Genomic DNA, 16642 nt, shown 5'->3' with positions numbered 1-16642 from the left:
CGGTCCAGTTACTGAATCATCATGTTGTGATGGGTGTTCCACATAATCCATATAGAACCCCCAACTACAATCGCGATAATCAGGGCGGTAAAGACAAGCGCGACAACGTTCCAGCGCTCTTGCGACGACGTATTCAGGTGCAGGAAATACACCAGATGGACCAGAATCTGTACGACGGCGCAGCCGACCACGGTCAGCAGAATGATGTGCGTCGCCGCGGCGCCCGTCATCACCATCGCGAAGGGGATCACGGTGAGGATGATGGACAGGATAAAGCCGGTCAGATAGGACTTGGCGGTGCCGTGGCTGGCGCCCGCACTGTCATGCGTTGAGTGACTCATTACATCGCCCCCATCAGATAAACAACGGTGAAGACGCAGATCCACACCACGTCAAGGAAGTGCCAGAACAGGCTGAGGCACATCAGGCGGGTTTTGTTGGTCGCGGTCAGACCGCGGCGGGAGACCTGAATCATCATGATAGCCAGCCAGATCAAGCCGCTGGTGACATGAATACCGTGCGTGCCGACCAGCGCAAAGAAACCGGACAGGAACGCGCTGCGATCCGGACCGTATCCTTCTGCAATCAGGTGATGGAACTCGTAAAGCTCCATGCCGATGAAGATCAGGCCGAACAGGAACGTCAGCGCCAGCCACTGGTTAACCCGAGACTTGTCGCCCTTGTTCATGGCGATCATCGCCATGCCGTAGGTGATACTACTGAACAGCAGGGCGAAGGTTTCGACCAGGACAAACGGCAGCTCAAAAATGTCTTTACCCGTCGGTCCGCCGGCAACGCCGTCCACCAGGACGGCATAGGTGGCGAATAGCGAGGCAAACAGAATGCAGTCGCTCATCAGGTAGATCCAGAAGCCGAACACTTTCGTGGCTCCCGCATCGTGATGCCCATGCTCTGCATGGGCGTTATTCGTGTGACTCAAAGTATCAGTGGACATTTTTCACGCCTGCCTTGCTGAGTTTCTCGAAATTTGCGTTTTCAATGCGCTCGATTTCTTCTACGGGAACGTAGTAGTCCACGTCCTGATTGAAACTGTGCACAATCCAGGTCGCTATCATGCCGACGAAACCGACGGCGGCCAGCCACCAGATGTACCAGATCATGGCAAAACCGAAGACCAGAGCGAAGGCGGAGATGACCAGACCCGCGGCGGTGTTCTTAGGCATATGAATTTCTTCATAGCCGCCGTTCGGCCGACGATAGGCCTCGCCCTTCTCTTTCTCTTCCCAGAATGCATCACGGTCATGAACCTGCGGAACGACCGCAAAGTTATAGAACGGGGCAGGGGAGGAGGTCGCCCACTCCAGCGTACGCGCATCCCACGGGTCGCCGGTTAGGTCGCGGTTCTGTTCGCGGTCGCGGATACTGACAACGAACTGAATCAGCTGACACAGGATACCCAGCGCAATCAGCGCGGCACCGGCCGAAGCTACCATCAGCAGCGGGTGGAATTCCGGGTTGATCTGCTGGCTCAAACGACGCGTCATGCCCATGAAGCCCAGCGCATACAGCGGCATAAAGGCCACGAAGAAGCCGATGATCCAGCACCAGAAAGCACGTTTACCCCAGGTTTCGTTCAGGGTGAAGCCGAAGGCTTTCGGGAACCAGTAGGTGATCCCTGCGAAGCAGCCGAACACCACGCCGCCGATAATGACGTTATGGAAGTGGGCGATCAGGAACAGGCTGTTGTGCAGCACGAAGTTCGCGCCCGGTACGGCCAGCAGTACCCCGGTCATCCCACCGATAGAGAAGGTGATGATGAAGCCGATGGTCCACAGCATCGCCGAGTTAGGCTGAATGCGTCCCTGATACATCGTGAACAGCCAGTTGAAGATTTTCACCCCGGTCGGGATGGAAATGATCATGGTGGCGATGCCGAAGAAGGCATTCACGTTCGCGCCGGACCCCATCGTAAAGAAGTGGTGCAGCCATACGATAAACGACAGCACGGTGATGGCGATGGTCGCCCACACCAGTGACGTATAGCCGAACAGGCGTTTGCGGCAGAAGGTCGCGGTCACCTCGGAGAACACGCCGAAGACCGGTAGCACCAGGATGTACACCTCAGGATGGCCCCAGGCCCAGATGAGGTTGATGTACATCATCATGTTGCCGCCCATATCGTTGGTGAAGAAATGGGTGCCCAGATAACGGTCCAACGTCAGTAGCGCAATGGTGACCGTCAGGATCGGGAATGCTGCGATGATCAGGACGTTAGTACACAACGACGCCCAGGTGAAAACAGGCATCTTCATCATGCTCATGCCGGGCGCGCGCATTTTCATGATGGTGGCGAAGAAGTTCACACCGGTCAGCGTGGTTCCCAGCCCGGATATCTGCAGACTCCATATCCAGTAGTCGACCCCGACGCCGGGACTGTACTCCTTACCCGAAAGGGGAGGATAGGCAACCCAACCCGTCTGGGCGAATTCACCCACACCCAGCGAGATGTTGACCAGGATGACCCCGGCGACAAACATCCAGAAACTGAGCGAGTTCAGGAAAGGGAAAGCAACGTCGCGAGCGCCGATTTGCAACGGAACGACCAGGTTCATCAGGCCGACCACGAACGGCGTCGCCACGAAGAAAATCATAATCACGCCGTGCGCGGTAAAGATCTGGTCGTAGTGGTGAGGTGGAAGGAAACCGGCCTCACCGGCCGAGGCCAGCGCCTGCTGAGTACGCATCATGATGGCGTCGGCGAAGCCGCGCAGCATCATCACCAGAGCGACGATGACATACATGATGCCGATTTTCTTATGGTCAACGGAAGTGAACCATTCGGTCCACAGCCATTTCCATTTGCCGAAATAGGTGATTAAAGCCAGCAGCGCCAGCCCACCTAGAATGATTGCTGCCACGGTGACCATGATAATAGGTTCATGGTACGGAACCGCATCAAGAGTTAATTTTCCGAACATCGTATTATCCCTCGGCTCCTTTAATGAGAGGAGTGCTCGCTCATGTCCATGCTTTCATGAGACTGCATGCCTTCATCTTTCGGCGCGCTTTCCGCATGGTGCTGCATGTGCATTTCGTTGCCAGTAAATTTGGTAATCACCTGTCGGAACAGGTCCGGCTGTACCTGCGAGAAGTACTCGACGGGATGATATTCACTGGGGAGTGCCAGTTTTTCGAATTCACCCATGTTGCTCAGCGTATGGGAAGACTGACGCACCGAATTCACCCACTGATCAAATGCCTGTTGATTCGGCGTTGCGATAGCGGTGAATTTCATACCGGAAAAGCCTTTGCCGCTGTAAGCACCGGAAATACCGTCGTACTTGCCCGGTTCATTCGCGATCAGGTGCAGCTGCGTTTGCATACCGGCCATGGCGTAAATCTGCCCGCCGAGGCGAGGGATGAACAGCGAGTTCATGACGGAGTTGGAGGTGATTTTGAACGAGACGGGAACGTTGGCCGGGAAGGCGAGTTCGTTCACGCTGGCAATACCCAAATCGGGATAGATAAACAGCCATTTCCAGTCAAGCGATACGACTTCGACGTTAATAGGTTTGACGTCGGAATCCAATGGTTTGTATGGGTCAAGCTGGTGGGTTGTCTTCCAGGTGATGGTTGCGAGGATGACGATGATGATGATGGGTACCGTCCAAACTACGGCTTCGATCTTATTGGAGTGTGACCAGTTTGGCGTGTATTTGGCCTTATCGTTGGAAGCTCTGTACTTCCTGGCAAATACGATCGTCAAAATGATCACCGGGATGACAACGATCAACATCAGCCCGAGGGCAGTCAGTATTAGCGAACGCTGTTCAAGCCCAATTTGTCCTTTGGGGTTCATCAATGCCATATCACAGCCGTTAAGGAGCAGGGTGGCTGCAAATAAAGAGAACATCCCCAAAAATTTATTGTATTTCCTGAGTCTCATCTAGCGACCTCAATGACAAGGGGCTCTATCTGTTATTTCACGCGAGCGGGCATTTTACGGGAAGGTTACCACACTGTAAACATGATTAAAGTGTTGTCAGTTGCTTGTTACTCTGATTTTCTCTTTGTGTCACTAATGTGGCGGTTTGTAAAAAAATATATTTAAAAACAGTGGGTAATAGTTTCTTTAGGGAATGACATATCCGTATGGAAAATGACACCGCGTCCTCAAAAATTATCGTGCCACTGCTATTAAGGTCTAGTGCGAGATGACGGTTTGTCAAAGTTAAAAAGCAGGAAAAAAGAGGATGACGACGGTCGAAATACAGAAATTATGCGATGGCGGCCGCGGATAAAATATTGGCGTGAGAAATAGAAGGAAGGAAGAAAATAGGCTGCTGGGAAACAGCCTATTTGTTTGGCTTAAATTCGTTTGAGCGAGAGATAGTCCAAGACACTGCCCAGAGTGAGTCCGACAGCAGCCAGCGCTACGCCTACCGCCATCAACGTTTCAGCCGCCGACGGGCTATTCAGCCAGCCAAGTCCGAACATCCCCCAGACGACCGCGCCGATGGCGAAGCACGCGACGCCGAAAAACAGCGAGCGCACCGCCAACGTATACCCGCGCGAGTAGGCGCGTCGTGGCAGAAAATCCTCGTGGGTCTGGGTGTATTCCAACGTACGGCGACACAGTAATAGCAGCAGCAGGCCCGGGAAAGAGATGCCGACCGAAAACAGGTAGAACCATGCCCAGCCGTAATCCTCGACGAACCAACCGGCGAGGGGACCGACATAGACTCGGCCTACGGACGCCAGGGCGGACAACAAGGCGAACTGTGTCGCGGAAAAAGACTTGTTGCACAGGGTCATCAGCAGCGCCACGAATGCGGCCGTACCCATACCGCCGCACAGGTTTTCGATGAAAATGGCGGCGCCCATGGAAAACAGATGCTTATCTGTAATCGCCAGCAGCCAGTAGCCTGCATTGGAGACCGCCTGAAGCAGCCCGAAAATCATCAGCGCCCGGAACAGCGACCAGCGCTGCATCAGGATCCCGCCGTATAACGCGCCAACGATGGTGGCGAAAAGTCCGAGCGTTTTGTTAATCAGGCCGACGTCGCCTGCATCAAAGCCCACGCCGCGAATCAGAAAGGTGGTGCTCAGGCTAACGGCGAAGGCATCGCCAAGCTTATAGAAAATAATCAGTAACAGAATCAGCCAGGCGTTGTTGCGCCCGAAGAAATCCCGCAGCGGGGCCATGATGGCTTGTTCCATAGAGCGCGGCGCAGGCTGGGTATTGGTTGGCTCCGGGGCCAGCCAGGTGGCCAGCGTACACAGCAGCATCAGACCTGCCATCAGCCAATAGGTCGACTGCCAACCCAGCAGACGGTCGGCAATCCATAGCGCCAGTCCGCCGGAAACCAGCATCGCCAGCCGATAGCCGAGTACGGAAACGGCGGCGCCACTGCCACGTTCCTGCGGCGGCAATAAATCCGTTTTGTAGGCGTCGAAGACAATGTCCTGCGACGCGGAAAAGAAAGCGATCACGACGGCCAGTGCCGCCAGCCACCAAAGGTCCTGAGCCGGATTTAATGTGCCGATAGCCGCAATCGCCCCCACAAGACCCAACTGTGTGAGCAGCAGCCAACCACGGCGGCGGCCGAAGAAAGATGGCGTATAGCGATCCATCATCGGCGACCATAGGAATTTGAACACGTAGGCCTGACCGACCAGTGAGAAGAAGCCGATGGTTTTCAGATCGACATTCTCGACGGTCATCCATGCTTGCAGTGTGCCAGAGGTCAATGCCAGAGGGAGGCCGGATGAAAATCCCAGAATGAGCAGGATCAGTGAATTGCGTTGGTTGAAAAGCGTGTGGAGCTGACGAGGCATGCAACATCCTTTTGCTTGCCCCGCGGACGGGGCAAGGGAAACTGCGTGAAAATTAGCGCGCGTTAGTCTTGATAAATTCGTTGACGCTGGTGTCTTGCGCCATGTCGCTGATGACATCACCCAACACCTGGTTCACCGCAGTGGTGATTTTGTTGTTGGTCGCGGTTAATGCGCCTTGAACATTGTAGGTGGCGCGGTAGTTTTTGACCTGTTTATTGCCGTTGGCGGCCTGAGCGATGATCGAAATGTCCGCCTTGGTCGTAATGGTGTAACGCAGGTTGCCTTCAGACACGTCGGCATACAGCGTGTTGACCACGATCTGCAGTGCGACCGGACCGCCGGTGCCAATCATGTAACCGCGTGCGGTCATCTGCTTCTCCAACGCTTCCTGCAGCAGGAAACGCAGATCGCGTGAAGGGACCAGCGTCACTAATTGACTGTCGCGGTTCACTTTGGCCAGCGCCTGATCCTGACGCTGATCGGCTCCGTTGATGCTGATTGTCACGCCCATCAGGCTGGGATCCTGAGAAGGCAACGCGATGTTAGGGTTGATATTCAGCGTATTACCTTTGCCTGCGCAGCCCGCCAGCGCCATGACGGCCAGCAATGGAAAAATGAATTTTTTAAACATGCGAATGTTCTCAGTAATAATAAGAAGGTTAATCGTTAAAAACGCGCGATATCATACCATTGCCTCAGGCAAGAGAAAGAGCGGAGAATCGCTCGCATCGCAAGTTCTTTGCCTGTTCGACAATCGATTCTGTTTTTATCACAACTTCCCGAAGAAAAGATATGCGACCCATGCCTGAGAGCCTTTCGCGCCGTCATTAGCGGATTATTCTGCATGCGGCTTGAGCGCAAAAAAACCAAACGGCATCGTCGACAGCCAAAGAGAATTCCCGTGATCGCACTCACTGGTCGTGTAAAAATAGCGCCCTGTGCCCGGTCCCCAAACTGCTATTAAAGGTTAACCCATGATTCGTGAAACCATTGAAGCCAAGCTGCAAGCCGGGCTTAACCCAGAACACCTTGAGGTGATCAACGAAAGCTATCGCCATCGAGTGCCGGCAGGTTCGGAAAGCCACTTTAAAGTGGTACTGGTCAGCGATAGGTTCGACGGTAAACGCCTGATTCAGCGCCATCGTGCGGTCTATGAGCTCTTGGCGGAGGAGATGGCGGGTGCAGTTCACGCGCTTGCGCTGTACGTCTATACCCCGCAGGAGTGGCGCGATCAGCATCAGACAGCTCCCGTCTCACCTGCCTGCGGCGGGGCGGGAATCGACCGTTAACGCCGGTGATGTCTCGACGCAAAGCCTCCTCAGACGCCGTTCAAAAGCGGTAATTCCCCGTGCGGCAATAGGCTGGTGACTCTCCTCGACTCGGTCAGCCTATGTCGCTATAATGCCGCGTCTTATTTTTCCTGAATGTATTCGGGACGCTTCTGACTACAAGGAACGGGTCTGGTTCGCGAGGCCGTCCTGGTGATGTGAGTCTGTGATCAGAAAGTCTGCCTTCGGGCGCTTTGTGAGAACGGCTTTTGAGGTTGACCGAGCACTGTGATTTTTTGAGGTAACAAGATGCAAGTTTCAGTTGAAACCACCCAAGGCCTTGGGCGCCGCGTAACGATTACCGTTGCTGCTGACAGCATCGAGAATGCTGTTAAGAGCGAGCTGGTCAACGTGGCAAAAAAAGTTCGTATCGACGGCTTCCGTAAAGGCAAAGTGCCGATGAATATCGTTGCTCAGCGTTATGGCGCTTCCGTGCGTCAGGACGTCCTGGGCGACTTGATGCAGCGTCAGTTTGTTGATGCAATCATCAAGGAAAATATCACTCCTGCAGGCGCGCCGAAATATGTTCCGGGCGAGTACAATGCGGGATCTGATTTTACCTATACCGTTGAGTTTGAAGTGTATCCAGAAGTAGAACTGAAAGGTCTGGATAGCATTGAAGTCGAAAAACCACTGGTGGAAGTTAAAGACGAAGACGTCGACGCCATGCTGGATACCCTGCGTAAGCAGCAGGCGACCTGGAAAGATGTTGAACGCGCAGCTGAAGCGGAAGACCGCGTGACCATCGACTTCAGCGGTTCCGTAGACGGCGAAGAGTTTGAAGGCGGTAAAGCGTCTGACTTCGTACTGGCTATGGGCCAGAACCGTATGATCCCGGGCTTCGAAGACGGTGTTGTGGGTCACAAGGCGGGTGAAGAGTTCACTATCGAAGTCACCTTCCCGGAAGACTACCACGCAGAAAACCTGAAAGGTAAAGCCGCTCAGTTCGCTATCGTACTGAAAAAAGTCGAAGAGCGTGAGCTGCCGGAACTGACTGCTGACTTCATCAAACGTTTCGGCGTTGAAGATGGTTCTGTCGCCGGTCTGCGTACCGAAGTGCGTAAAAACATGGAGCGTGAGCTGAAAGCTGCTGTGCGTAACCGTGTGAAAACTCAGGTTATCGACGGTCTGGTCGACGCTAACGACATCGACGTTCCGGCTGCGCTGATCGACGGCGAAATCGACGTACTGCGCCGTCAGGCTGCACAGCGTTTCGGCGGCGACGAAAAACAGGCTCTGGAACTGCCGCGTGAACTGTTTGAAGCTCAGGCTAAACGTCGCGTTGTCGTCGGTCTGCTGTTGGGTGAAGTCATCAATACCAACGAGCTGAAAGCCGATGAAGACCGTGTTTCCGCGATGATCGACGAAATGGCAGCTGCCTACGAAGATCCGCAGGAAGTGGTCGAGTTCTACAAAAAGAACAAAGAAATGATGAACAACATGCGTAACGTCGCTCTGGAAGAGCAGGCGATTGAAACGCTGTTGTCTCAGGCGAAAGTGACCGAAAAAGAAGTTGGGTTCAACGACCTGATGAACCAGACTAACAACGCCTAATCGCGTTAACCTTTCGAGGTTGTCAGTCTGATACAGCCCGCAGTTTTAACGCTGCGGGCTTTTTTTCTGCCTGATTATGGGCCGGTTTTTCCTGAAATTACGACCGCTAAGCATTTATTTGCACTATCATTAATTTTAGCTAAAACAGAATCCACAGCGCTTTTTTCGGAGTAATGCAGGGTTAATCGAAAATAATCGGTGGTGTAAGCTTGAAAATCGACACAAGACGCCCAATTGTCCGATAATTGATGACGCATCGCTGGGTATTCTGGCGGATTCTGAGGTCTCGAGGTACGGCGACCCCACTCGGTCTGGGCGTGGTTTTCACTTCGTATCTCAAGTAGAATCGGGCAATATGCGCCAAATGCATTTTATCTAGGAGACGTTGATGTCATACAGTGGCGAACAAGTAAAACAGGCTCCGCATATGGCCCTGGTGCCAATGGTCGTAGAGCAGACTGCACGCGGGGAACGTTCTTACGACATCTATTCCCGCTTATTAAAAGAGCGTGTGATCTTCCTGACCGGTCAGGTTGAAGACCACATGGCGAACCTGATTACGGCTCAGATGCTGTTTCTGGAAGCCGAAAATCCTGAGAAAGACATTTATTTGTACATCAACTCGCCGGGCGGGGTGATCACTGCGGGAATGTCCATCTATGACACCATGCAGTTCATCAAGCCGGACGTCAGTACTATCTGTATGGGACAGGCGTGCTCAATGGGAGCGTTTCTGTTGACTTCCGGTGCGGAAGGCAAACGTTTCTGTCTGCCTAACTCGCGCGTCATGATTCACCAGCCGCTGGGCGGTTATCAGGGACAGGCGACGGATATTGAAATTCACGCCAAAGAAATCCTGACAGTGAAGTCACGAATGAATAAGCTGATGGCTAAACACACGGGACGGTCTCTTGAAGAAATAGAAAGAGACACGGAACGTGACCGTTTCCTCTCTGCCAATGAGGCAGTAGACTACGGATTAGTCGATTCTGTATTGACTCACCGCGACTAAATCCATTTTATGATGGTCGCTCTGTATAGCTGTAGACGGTGTTCGGCCGATAGTCTTTTGTGCGAGTCTGATTGCGCTTATTGGCTATAAATAGTGGCGTTCGCTGAAGCGCTATCGCTGTATGGTTAGCCTGCGGGCAAGAGACTAAAGAAGAGGTTTACTGATGACAGATAAGCGCAAAGACGGTTCAGGAAAGTTGCTGTACTGCTCTTTCTGCGGCAAAAGCCAGCACGAGGTTCGTAAGCTGATTGCCGGGCCGTCAGTGTATATCTGCGATGAATGTGTTGACTTGTGTAACGACATTATTCGCGAAGAGATTAAAGAAGTGGCCCCGCATCGTGAACGCAGTGCGTTGCCGACCCCGCACGAAATTCGTCATCACCTTGACGATTACGTGATTGGTCAAGAGCAGGCCAAGAAAGTCCTGGCCGTGGCCGTATACAACCACTACAAACGTTTACGCAACGGTGACAGCAGCAACGGCGTTGAGCTGGGCAAAAGCAACATCCTGCTCATCGGTCCTACCGGTAGCGGTAAGACCCTGCTGGCAGAAACGCTGGCTCGATTCCTCGACGTGCCTTTCACCATGGCTGACGCCACGACGTTGACTGAAGCGGGTTACGTGGGTGAAGACGTTGAGAACATCATCCAGAAACTGCTGCAGAAATGTGATTACGACGTGCAGAAAGCGCAGCGCGGCATCGTTTATATCGATGAAATCGACAAAATTTCCCGTAAGTCGGATAACCCGTCGATCACCCGTGACGTTTCTGGCGAAGGCGTGCAGCAGGCCCTGTTGAAGCTGATTGAAGGGACTATCGCCGCCGTGCCGCCTCAGGGCGGTCGTAAGCATCCTCAGCAGGAATTCCTGCAGGTTGATACGTCGAAAATCCTGTTCATCTGCGGCGGTGCATTTGCTGGATTAGACAAAGTCATCGAGCAGCGTACCGACACGGGCCGCGGCATTGGCTTCAATGCCACGGTGAAAGGTCTTTCGCAGAAAGTGACCGAAGGCGAACTACTGGGCCAGGTAGAGCCGGGCGATCTGATCAAGTTTGGTCTGATTCCTGAGTTCATCGGCCGTCTGCCGGTCGTTGCGACGTTGAAAGAGCTGGATGAAGCCGCGCTGATTCAGATCCTGCGCGAGCCGAAGAATGCGCTGACCAAGCAGTATCAGGCGCTGTTCAAACTCGAAGGCGTCGAGCTGGAATTCCGTGACGACGCGTTGACGGCGATTGCGAAAAAAGCCATGGCGCGCAAGACCGGAGCACGTGGCCTGCGTTCTATCGTCGAAGCGGCGCTGCTGGAAACCATGTACGAACTGCCTTCTCAGGACAGTGTGGACAAAGTCGTGATTGACGAATCCGTCATCGCGGGTCAGTCCGAACCGCTCCTGATCTACGGTAAGCACGAAGCGCAACAAGCCTCTGGCGAATAATTCGCCTAAAAATCATCATCGAACGACAAAATGGGGGGTGTAAGCCCCCCATTCCTTTTTCAGCGCGATCTAACGTTGAATGTAGGATATTTATCCCCATATACTCGAATACCTAGAGGCGAAACCGTGAAGAGCCTGTTTCACGAGATTCCCTTAACCTGGCGGAAATGAAACTAAGAGAGAGCTCTATGAACCCTGAGCGTTCCGAACGCATAGAAATCCCCGTATTGCCGCTGCGCGATGTGGTGGTTTATCCGCACATGGTCATTCCGTTGTTTGTTGGTCGGGAGAAGTCAATTCGGTGCCTTGAAGCCGCAATGGATCACGATAAAAAGATCATGCTGGTTGCACAGAAAGAGGCCTCAACGGATGAGCCAGGTGTTAACGATCTTTTCTCGGTTGGGACGGTAGCCTCCATTCTTCAGATGCTGAAATTGCCTGACGGCACCGTCAAGGTGTTGGTCGAAGGTCTACAGCGGGCGCGTATTACTACGCTGTCTGACAGTGGAGAGCACTTTGCCGCGCAGGCTGAATATCTGGACTCGCCTGAAATCGAAGAGCCTGAGCAGGAAGTGCTCATGCGCACGGCGGTCAATCAGTTTGAAGGCTACATCAAGCTGAACAAAAAAATCCCGCCTGAAGTCCTGACGTCGCTGAACAGCATTGACGATGCGGCCCGTTTGGCCGACACCATTGCCGCACACATGCCGCTGAAACTGTCCGACAAGCAGTCGGTCCTGGAAATGTCCGACGTCACCGAACGTCTGGAATATCTGATGGCGATGATGGAGTCGGAAATCGACCTGCTGCAGGTTGAAAAGCGCATCCGCAGTCGCGTCAAAAAACAGATGGAAAAAAGCCAGCGCGAGTATTACCTGAATGAGCAAATGAAAGCCATTCAGAAAGAGCTGGGCGAAATGGATGATGCGCCGGACGAAAATGAAGCGCTGAAACGCAAAATTGAAGCGGCTAATATGCCGAAAGAAGCCCGGGAAAAAACTGAGGCAGAATTGCAGAAACTGCGGATGATGTCGCCGATGTCCGCGGAAGCCACCGTCGTGCGCAGCTATATCGACTGGATGGTGCAGGTTCCCTGGAACTCGCGGAGCAAGGTCAAAAAGGATCTGGTCAAAGCTCAGCAGATGCTGGATAGCGATCACTATGGCCTAGACCGCGTAAAAGAGCGCATCCTTGAATATCTGGCGGTGCAGAGCCGTGTTAGCAAAATCAAGGGACCGATTCTGTGTCTGGTAGGGCCGCCGGGGGTGGGTAAAACCTCTCTGGGACAGTCCATCGCCAAAGCGACCGGACGTAAGTATGTCCGTATGGCGCTGGGCGGCGTGCGTGATGAAGCGGAAATCCGCGGTCACCGCCGTACCTACATCGGTTCCATGCCGGGCAAACTGATCCAGAAGATGGCGAAGGTGGGGGTCAAAAACCCGCTCTTCCTGCTGGATGAGATCGACAAAATGTCTTCGGACATGCGAGGCGATCCGGCTTCTGCACTACTTGAAGTGCTGGATCCGGAACAGAACGTGGCGTTTAACGATCACTATCTGGAAGTGGATTACGATCTCTCGGACGTCATGTTTGTCGCGACCTCCAACTCCATGAACATTCCAGCTCCGCTGCTGGATCGTATGGAAGTGATTCGCCTGTCGGGCTACACCGAGGACGAAAAGCTCAACATTGCACGGGAACACCTGTTGCCGAAGCAAATTGAGCGCAATGCCCTCAAGAAGAACGAGCTGAAGGTGGATGACAGCGCGATTATCGGCATCATCCGTTACTACACCCGTGAAGCGGGGGTACGTAGTCTGGAACGCGAGATCTCCAAGCTGTGCCGTAAGGCGGTTAAATCGCTGCTGATGGACAAGTCCCTCAAGCACATCGAGATTAACGGCGACAACCTGAAAGAGTTCCTCGGCGTCCAGCGCTTTGACTACGGGCGTGCGGACGAAGAGAACCGCATCGGTCAGGTGACCGGCCTGGCGTGGACCGAAGTTGGCGGCGACCTGCTGACGATTGAAACCGCCTGCGTGCCGGGTAAAGGCAAGCTGACTTACACCGGTTCACTGGGCGAAGTCATGCAGGAATCGATTCAAGCTGCATTGACCGTGGTACGTGCGCGTGCTGACGCTCTGGGTATCAACTCAGACTTCTACGAGAAGCGCGACATCCACGTTCACGTACCGGAAGGCGCGACGCCAAAAGACGGTCCGAGCGCCGGTATCGCCATGTGCACCGCGCTAGTCTCATGTCTGACGGGTAACCCGGTACGCGCCGATGTGGCGATGACCGGTGAGATTACGCTGCGTGGTCTGGTGCTGCCCATCGGCGGTTTGAAGGAAAAACTGCTGGCGGCTCATCGCGGTGGCATCAAAACCGTGCTGATTCCAGATGAAAACAAACGTGACCTGGAAGAAATTCCGGCCAACGTGATTGCCGATCTGGATATCCACCCGGTAAAACGTATCGAAGAAGTGCTGGAGTTGGCGCTGCAAAACTCGCCTCACGGCATGAAAGTGGTGACTGCGGCGGCGAAATAGTGACCCATCGCAAGAACCATTCATAAAATAAAGGCTGGTAAGTGTAATGATGCTTGCCAGCCTTTTTTTGTGCGGCTAAGTTAGAGCACTGTTAATCGTACGGCTAATTCCCGTGGACTTAACTGAATGTTTTAAAGCTACTGCTGCGCCAAAAATAAGGGATGCAGCCACAGGATTTCAGAGGGGATGAAAGAGTGAACAAGTCACAATTGATCGACAAAATTGCTGCAGATGCTGATATTTCCAAAGCAGCGGCAGGGCGTGTGTTGGATGCAATTATTGGGTCTGTTACTGAATCTCTGAAAGAAGGGGATGACGTTGCTTTAGTTGGGTTCGGCACATTTTCCGTGCGCGAGCGCGCTGCTCGCACTGGCCGCAATCCGCAGACGGGTAAGGAAATCAGTATTCCTGCCGCCAAAGTACCGGGCTTCCGCGCAGGTAAAGCGCTGAAAGACTCCGTAAATTAATTGTCTAAGGGGAGAATCTCTCCCCCTAAACATTACCTGACGTCACGATGTGGGTAAGGTAAGATATGGGGCGCATCATTTAATGATGTGCCTTTTTTTACCGGAAATCCGGACTACTATCATCAGGCAGTTGCCTGAGTGCGCCCTGGCCGTTTTGCGGCTATAGCATCGCAAGGAAGCATGGCTGCGGCCTGCGCAGGGAGTTTCATCCATTCTACAGCGGAGTGTTGTCACATTATGATGGACAATTTACGCGCGGCCGCGAATAACGTCGTGCTTAAAATTATTCTGGCCCTGATCATCGGTTCATTCGTGCTGACTGGCGTAGGTGATTATTTGATCCGTGGGTCAGGTGATTACGCAGCGAAGGTCAACGGGCAGGAAATTTCCCGTTCCCAGTTGGAACAGGCAGTGCAAAACGAACGTAGCCGACAGCAGCAGATGCTGGGAGAAAACTTCTCTATTCTGGCGAGCAACGACGGCTATATGCAGCAGTTGCGTAAGCAGGCGTTGTCACAGCTGATCGATGAAACGTTGCTGGATCAATATTCTCACACGCTGGGTTTGAGCATCAGCGACGAGCAGATCAAGCAGGCCATTTTCGCTATCCCCGAATTCCAGACCGATAACCGCTTCGATAACGAAAAATACCTCACTCAGGTACGTCGTCTTGGCCTGAGTCCGGACTCATTTGCCCAGATGCTGCGTAAGCAGTTGACCACTCAGCAGCTGGTCCGCGGTCTGGGTGGAACAGAATTCCTGCTGCCTCAGGAGCTTGATCGCCTTGTGCAGCTGGCTGCACAGGATCGCACCATTCGTACGGCGACCATCAACACCGCCGACCGCGCGCAGGCGCAAACGGTGAGCGACGATGACGTTCAGAGCTTCTATGAGCAGAACAAGAGCCGTTATCTGGCGCCTGAACAGTTCAAAGTCAGCTACATCCTGTTGGATGCTGCCTCCATCATGGATAAAACCAAGGTGGACGATGCGGCAATCAGTGCCTATTACGAGCAGCACAAAAACGATTTCACGCAGGGCGCACGTAAAAAATACAGCCTTATTCAAGTGAAAACCGAGGCGGAAGCCAACGCAGCGCTGAACAAACTGCATCAGGGCGCAGACTTCTCCTCGTTGGCTAAAGAGATCTCAACTGACGTGGTGTCTCGCCGTAATGGCGGCGATCTGGGTTGGATGGACGACAATGCCACCGTGGACGAGCTGAAACAGGCGAAGCTGGCTGAAAAAGGTCAGCTTTCCGGCGTGATCAAATCCACGGTGGGTTACCTGATTGTCCGTCTGGACGATATGCAGCCGCAGCAAATCAAGCCGTTGGCTGACGTTCGCACTGAGCTGGCAGAAAAAGTAAAACACGAAAGAGCGCTGGATGCGTTTTACGCGCTGCAGCAGAAAGTCAGTGAAGCGGCCAGCAACGATAATGAATCATTGGCTTCCGCAGAACAGGCAGCTGGCGTTAAATCGGTCCAGACCGACTGGTTTAGCCGGGATAAAGTCCCCGCAGCTCTGAACTTCCAGCCGGTGACTCAGGCCATTTTCGGTGGTTCTTTATTAGGTGAAAATGGCGCACCGGGCAGCAACTCGGATGTGATTAGCGTTGATGGCGACCGTGCTTTTGTTGTGCGCATCAGCGAGCACAAAGCCGAAAGCACCGAAGCGCTGGATCAGGTTCGCGATCAGGTGGTTCAGACCTTAAAACGCCAGAAGGCAGATCAGCAGGCGCGTCTCGAGGCCGAGAAAATCGTGGCCGACCTGAAGGAAGGTAAGATGGACAGCCTGAAAGCCGCGAATCTGAGCTTCAGCGCGCCAAAAACACTCTCTTCTTTGAACCAGAACGAAGTGATGGCGGAGTCTATCTTTGCTTTGCCTATCCCGCAGAAAGACAAGCCCTCTTACGGTTTATCGAAGGATCAGGCAGGCAATGTGGTGATTGTGGCGCTGGACAGCATTCAGCCTCATACGCTGCAAGACCAGCAGAAACAGCAGTTTGCTAATCAGGTGAAACAGAATGCCGTGGGCTCTGTGTTTGATGTGCTGATTAACAGCCTGCGTAGTGAAGCAAAAATCAAGCTGGGTAATGCGGCTCAACAGCAGGAATAACCCTCGCAAGATAATGCAACGCACTGCAACAGACAAAGGCCGCTTTCGCGGCCTTTTCCACATTTGAACACGGCGTCTTGTTGCTGATTCCCCCTTCGGGCAAGGTGGTTGTGCTGTCAAACACAAGGAGATAACAGCATGAAAAAATCAGGAATCAAGACAATGTGTTTCATCGTGGGTCTGACGTTGTCGAGCTTGCCCGCACTTGTTCAGGCCGCGACAAAAGTAGGCACGGAAAAAACGGCTGCCACTTTGCAGCAGGATGCCGCGAGTAAAAAGCTGGAACAGGCCATACCGTCGGCCAGCGATGAAGAAAAAGTGAGTATCAATTCGGCATCGGCGGAAGAGCTAGCCGATATCCTTAATGGCGTGGGGTT

General features: G+C 53.3%; 13 protein-coding genes and 1 pseudogene. 8 read left to right on the top strand and 6 right to left on the bottom strand.

Annotated elements, in window-relative coordinates; translation table 11 throughout:
* Positions 1-8: 8 nt before the first annotated feature.
* From Q7O77_RS01175 to Q7O77_RS01150, 6 genes are all read right to left on the bottom strand, one after another.
* A complete protein-coding gene (locus tag Q7O77_RS01175; RefSeq protein WP_094118531.1) occupies positions 9-341 on the bottom strand; it encodes a cytochrome o ubiquinol oxidase subunit IV in 333 nt (110 codons plus the stop codon).
* Positions 341-955, bottom strand: coding sequence for a cytochrome o ubiquinol oxidase subunit III (locus Q7O77_RS01170; RefSeq protein ID WP_085651708.1), 615 nt, complete (start codon positions 953-955; stop codon positions 341-343). The genes Q7O77_RS01175 and Q7O77_RS01170 overlap by 1 nt, the downstream gene beginning before the upstream one ends.
* Entirely contained in the window at positions 945-2939 is a 1995-nt protein-coding gene (cyoB, locus tag Q7O77_RS01165; protein WP_085651709.1) for a cytochrome o ubiquinol oxidase subunit I, read from the bottom strand. The genes Q7O77_RS01170 and cyoB overlap by 11 nt, the downstream gene beginning before the upstream one ends.
* 20 nt (positions 2940-2959) lie before the next feature.
* The gene (gene cyoA / locus Q7O77_RS01160; RefSeq protein ID WP_304162614.1) at positions 2960-3907 is read right to left on the bottom strand and encodes a cytochrome o ubiquinol oxidase subunit II; all 948 of its coding nucleotides are present in this window, start codon (positions 3905-3907) and stop codon (positions 2960-2962) included.
* A 422-nt stretch (positions 3908-4329) separates the two neighbouring features.
* Positions 4330-5799 carry a muropeptide MFS transporter AmpG gene (ampG, locus tag Q7O77_RS01155; RefSeq protein ID WP_304162611.1) on the bottom strand — a complete coding sequence of 490 codons (1470 nt, stop codon included), beginning with the start codon at positions 5797-5799 and terminating at the stop codon, positions 4330-4332.
* A gap of 52 nt (positions 5800-5851) precedes the next feature.
* Positions 5852-6430 (bottom strand): lipoprotein, encoded by a 579-nt coding sequence (locus tag Q7O77_RS01150; RefSeq protein WP_085651712.1) that lies wholly within the window; start codon positions 6428-6430, stop codon positions 5852-5854.
* A 343-nt stretch (positions 6431-6773) separates the two neighbouring features.
* Between Q7O77_RS01150 and bolA the strand changes: the two genes are divergently transcribed.
* The 8 genes and pseudogenes from bolA to Q7O77_RS01110 all read left to right on the top strand — a co-directional run.
* A complete protein-coding gene (gene bolA, locus Q7O77_RS01145; RefSeq protein WP_085651713.1) occupies positions 6774-7088 on the top strand; it encodes a transcriptional regulator BolA in 315 nt (104 codons plus the stop codon).
* A gap of 288 nt (positions 7089-7376) precedes the next feature.
* Positions 7377-8681, top strand: coding sequence for a trigger factor (gene tig, locus Q7O77_RS01140; protein ID WP_085651714.1), 1305 nt, complete (start codon positions 7377-7379; stop codon positions 8679-8681).
* Between the two features lie 388 nt (positions 8682-9069).
* Positions 9070-9693: an ATP-dependent Clp endopeptidase proteolytic subunit ClpP gene (gene clpP, locus Q7O77_RS01135; RefSeq protein ID WP_304162604.1), complete on the top strand. Its 624-nt coding sequence runs from the start codon at positions 9070-9072 to the stop codon at positions 9691-9693.
* Positions 9694-9856: 163 nt separating this feature from the next.
* Positions 9857-11131, top strand: a complete 1275-nt coding sequence (clpX, locus tag Q7O77_RS01130; RefSeq protein ID WP_026738836.1) for an ATP-dependent protease ATP-binding subunit ClpX — start codon at positions 9857-9859, stop codon at positions 11129-11131.
* 188 nt (positions 11132-11319) lie between these two features.
* On the top strand, positions 11320-13680 hold the full coding sequence (lon, locus tag Q7O77_RS01125; protein WP_167444808.1) for an endopeptidase La: 2361 nt from the start codon (positions 11320-11322) through the stop codon (positions 13678-13680).
* Between the two features lie 194 nt (positions 13681-13874).
* Entirely contained in the window at positions 13875-14147 is a 273-nt protein-coding gene (gene hupB, locus Q7O77_RS01120; RefSeq protein ID WP_085651722.1) for a nucleoid-associated protein HU-beta, read from the top strand.
* 237 nt (positions 14148-14384) lie between these two features.
* A complete protein-coding gene (gene ppiD / locus Q7O77_RS01115) occupies positions 14385-16265 on the top strand; it encodes a peptidylprolyl isomerase (RefSeq protein WP_304162587.1) in 1881 nt (626 codons plus the stop codon).
* A gap of 138 nt (positions 16266-16403) precedes the next feature.
* Positions 16404-16642, top strand: a pseudogene (locus Q7O77_RS01110) (competence protein ComEA); the annotation flags it as partial.

The sequence above is a fragment of the Lonsdalea britannica genome, assembly GCF_946477055.1.
Taxonomy (GTDB): Bacteria; Pseudomonadota; Gammaproteobacteria; order Enterobacterales; family Enterobacteriaceae; genus Lonsdalea; species Lonsdalea britannica_A.
This window is presented reverse-complemented; position numbering and strand designations above follow the sequence as displayed.

Bases quoted from the DNA above. Each gene is read 5' to 3' on its own strand.
- Q7O77_RS01175 (WP_094118531.1), bottom strand. From the start codon at position 341: ATGAGTCACTCAACGCATGACAGTGCGGGCGCCAGCCACGGCACCGCC.
- Q7O77_RS01170 (WP_085651708.1), bottom strand. From the start codon at position 955: ATGTCCACTGATACTTTGAGTCACACGAATAACGCCCATGCAGAGCAT.
- cyoB (WP_085651709.1), bottom strand. From the start codon at position 2,939: ATGTTCGGAAAATTAACTCTTGATGCGGTTCCGTACCATGAACCTATT.
- cyoA (WP_304162614.1), bottom strand. From the start codon at position 3,907: ATGAGACTCAGGAAATACAATAAATTTTTGGGGATGTTCTCTTTATTT.
- ampG (WP_304162611.1), bottom strand. From the start codon at position 5,799: ATGCCTCGTCAGCTCCACACGCTTTTCAACCAACGCAATTCACTGATC.
- Q7O77_RS01150 (WP_085651712.1), bottom strand. From the start codon at position 6,430: ATGTTTAAAAAATTCATTTTTCCATTGCTGGCCGTCATGGCGCTGGCG.
- bolA (WP_085651713.1), top strand. From the start codon at position 6,774: ATGATTCGTGAAACCATTGAAGCCAAGCTGCAAGCCGGGCTTAACCCA.
- tig (WP_085651714.1), top strand. From the start codon at position 7,377: ATGCAAGTTTCAGTTGAAACCACCCAAGGCCTTGGGCGCCGCGTAACG.
- clpP (WP_304162604.1), top strand. From the start codon at position 9,070: ATGTCATACAGTGGCGAACAAGTAAAACAGGCTCCGCATATGGCCCTG.
- clpX (WP_026738836.1), top strand. From the start codon at position 9,857: ATGACAGATAAGCGCAAAGACGGTTCAGGAAAGTTGCTGTACTGCTCT.
- lon (WP_167444808.1), top strand. From the start codon at position 11,320: ATGAACCCTGAGCGTTCCGAACGCATAGAAATCCCCGTATTGCCGCTG.
- ppiD (WP_304162587.1), top strand. From the start codon at position 14,385: ATGATGGACAATTTACGCGCGGCCGCGAATAACGTCGTGCTTAAAATT.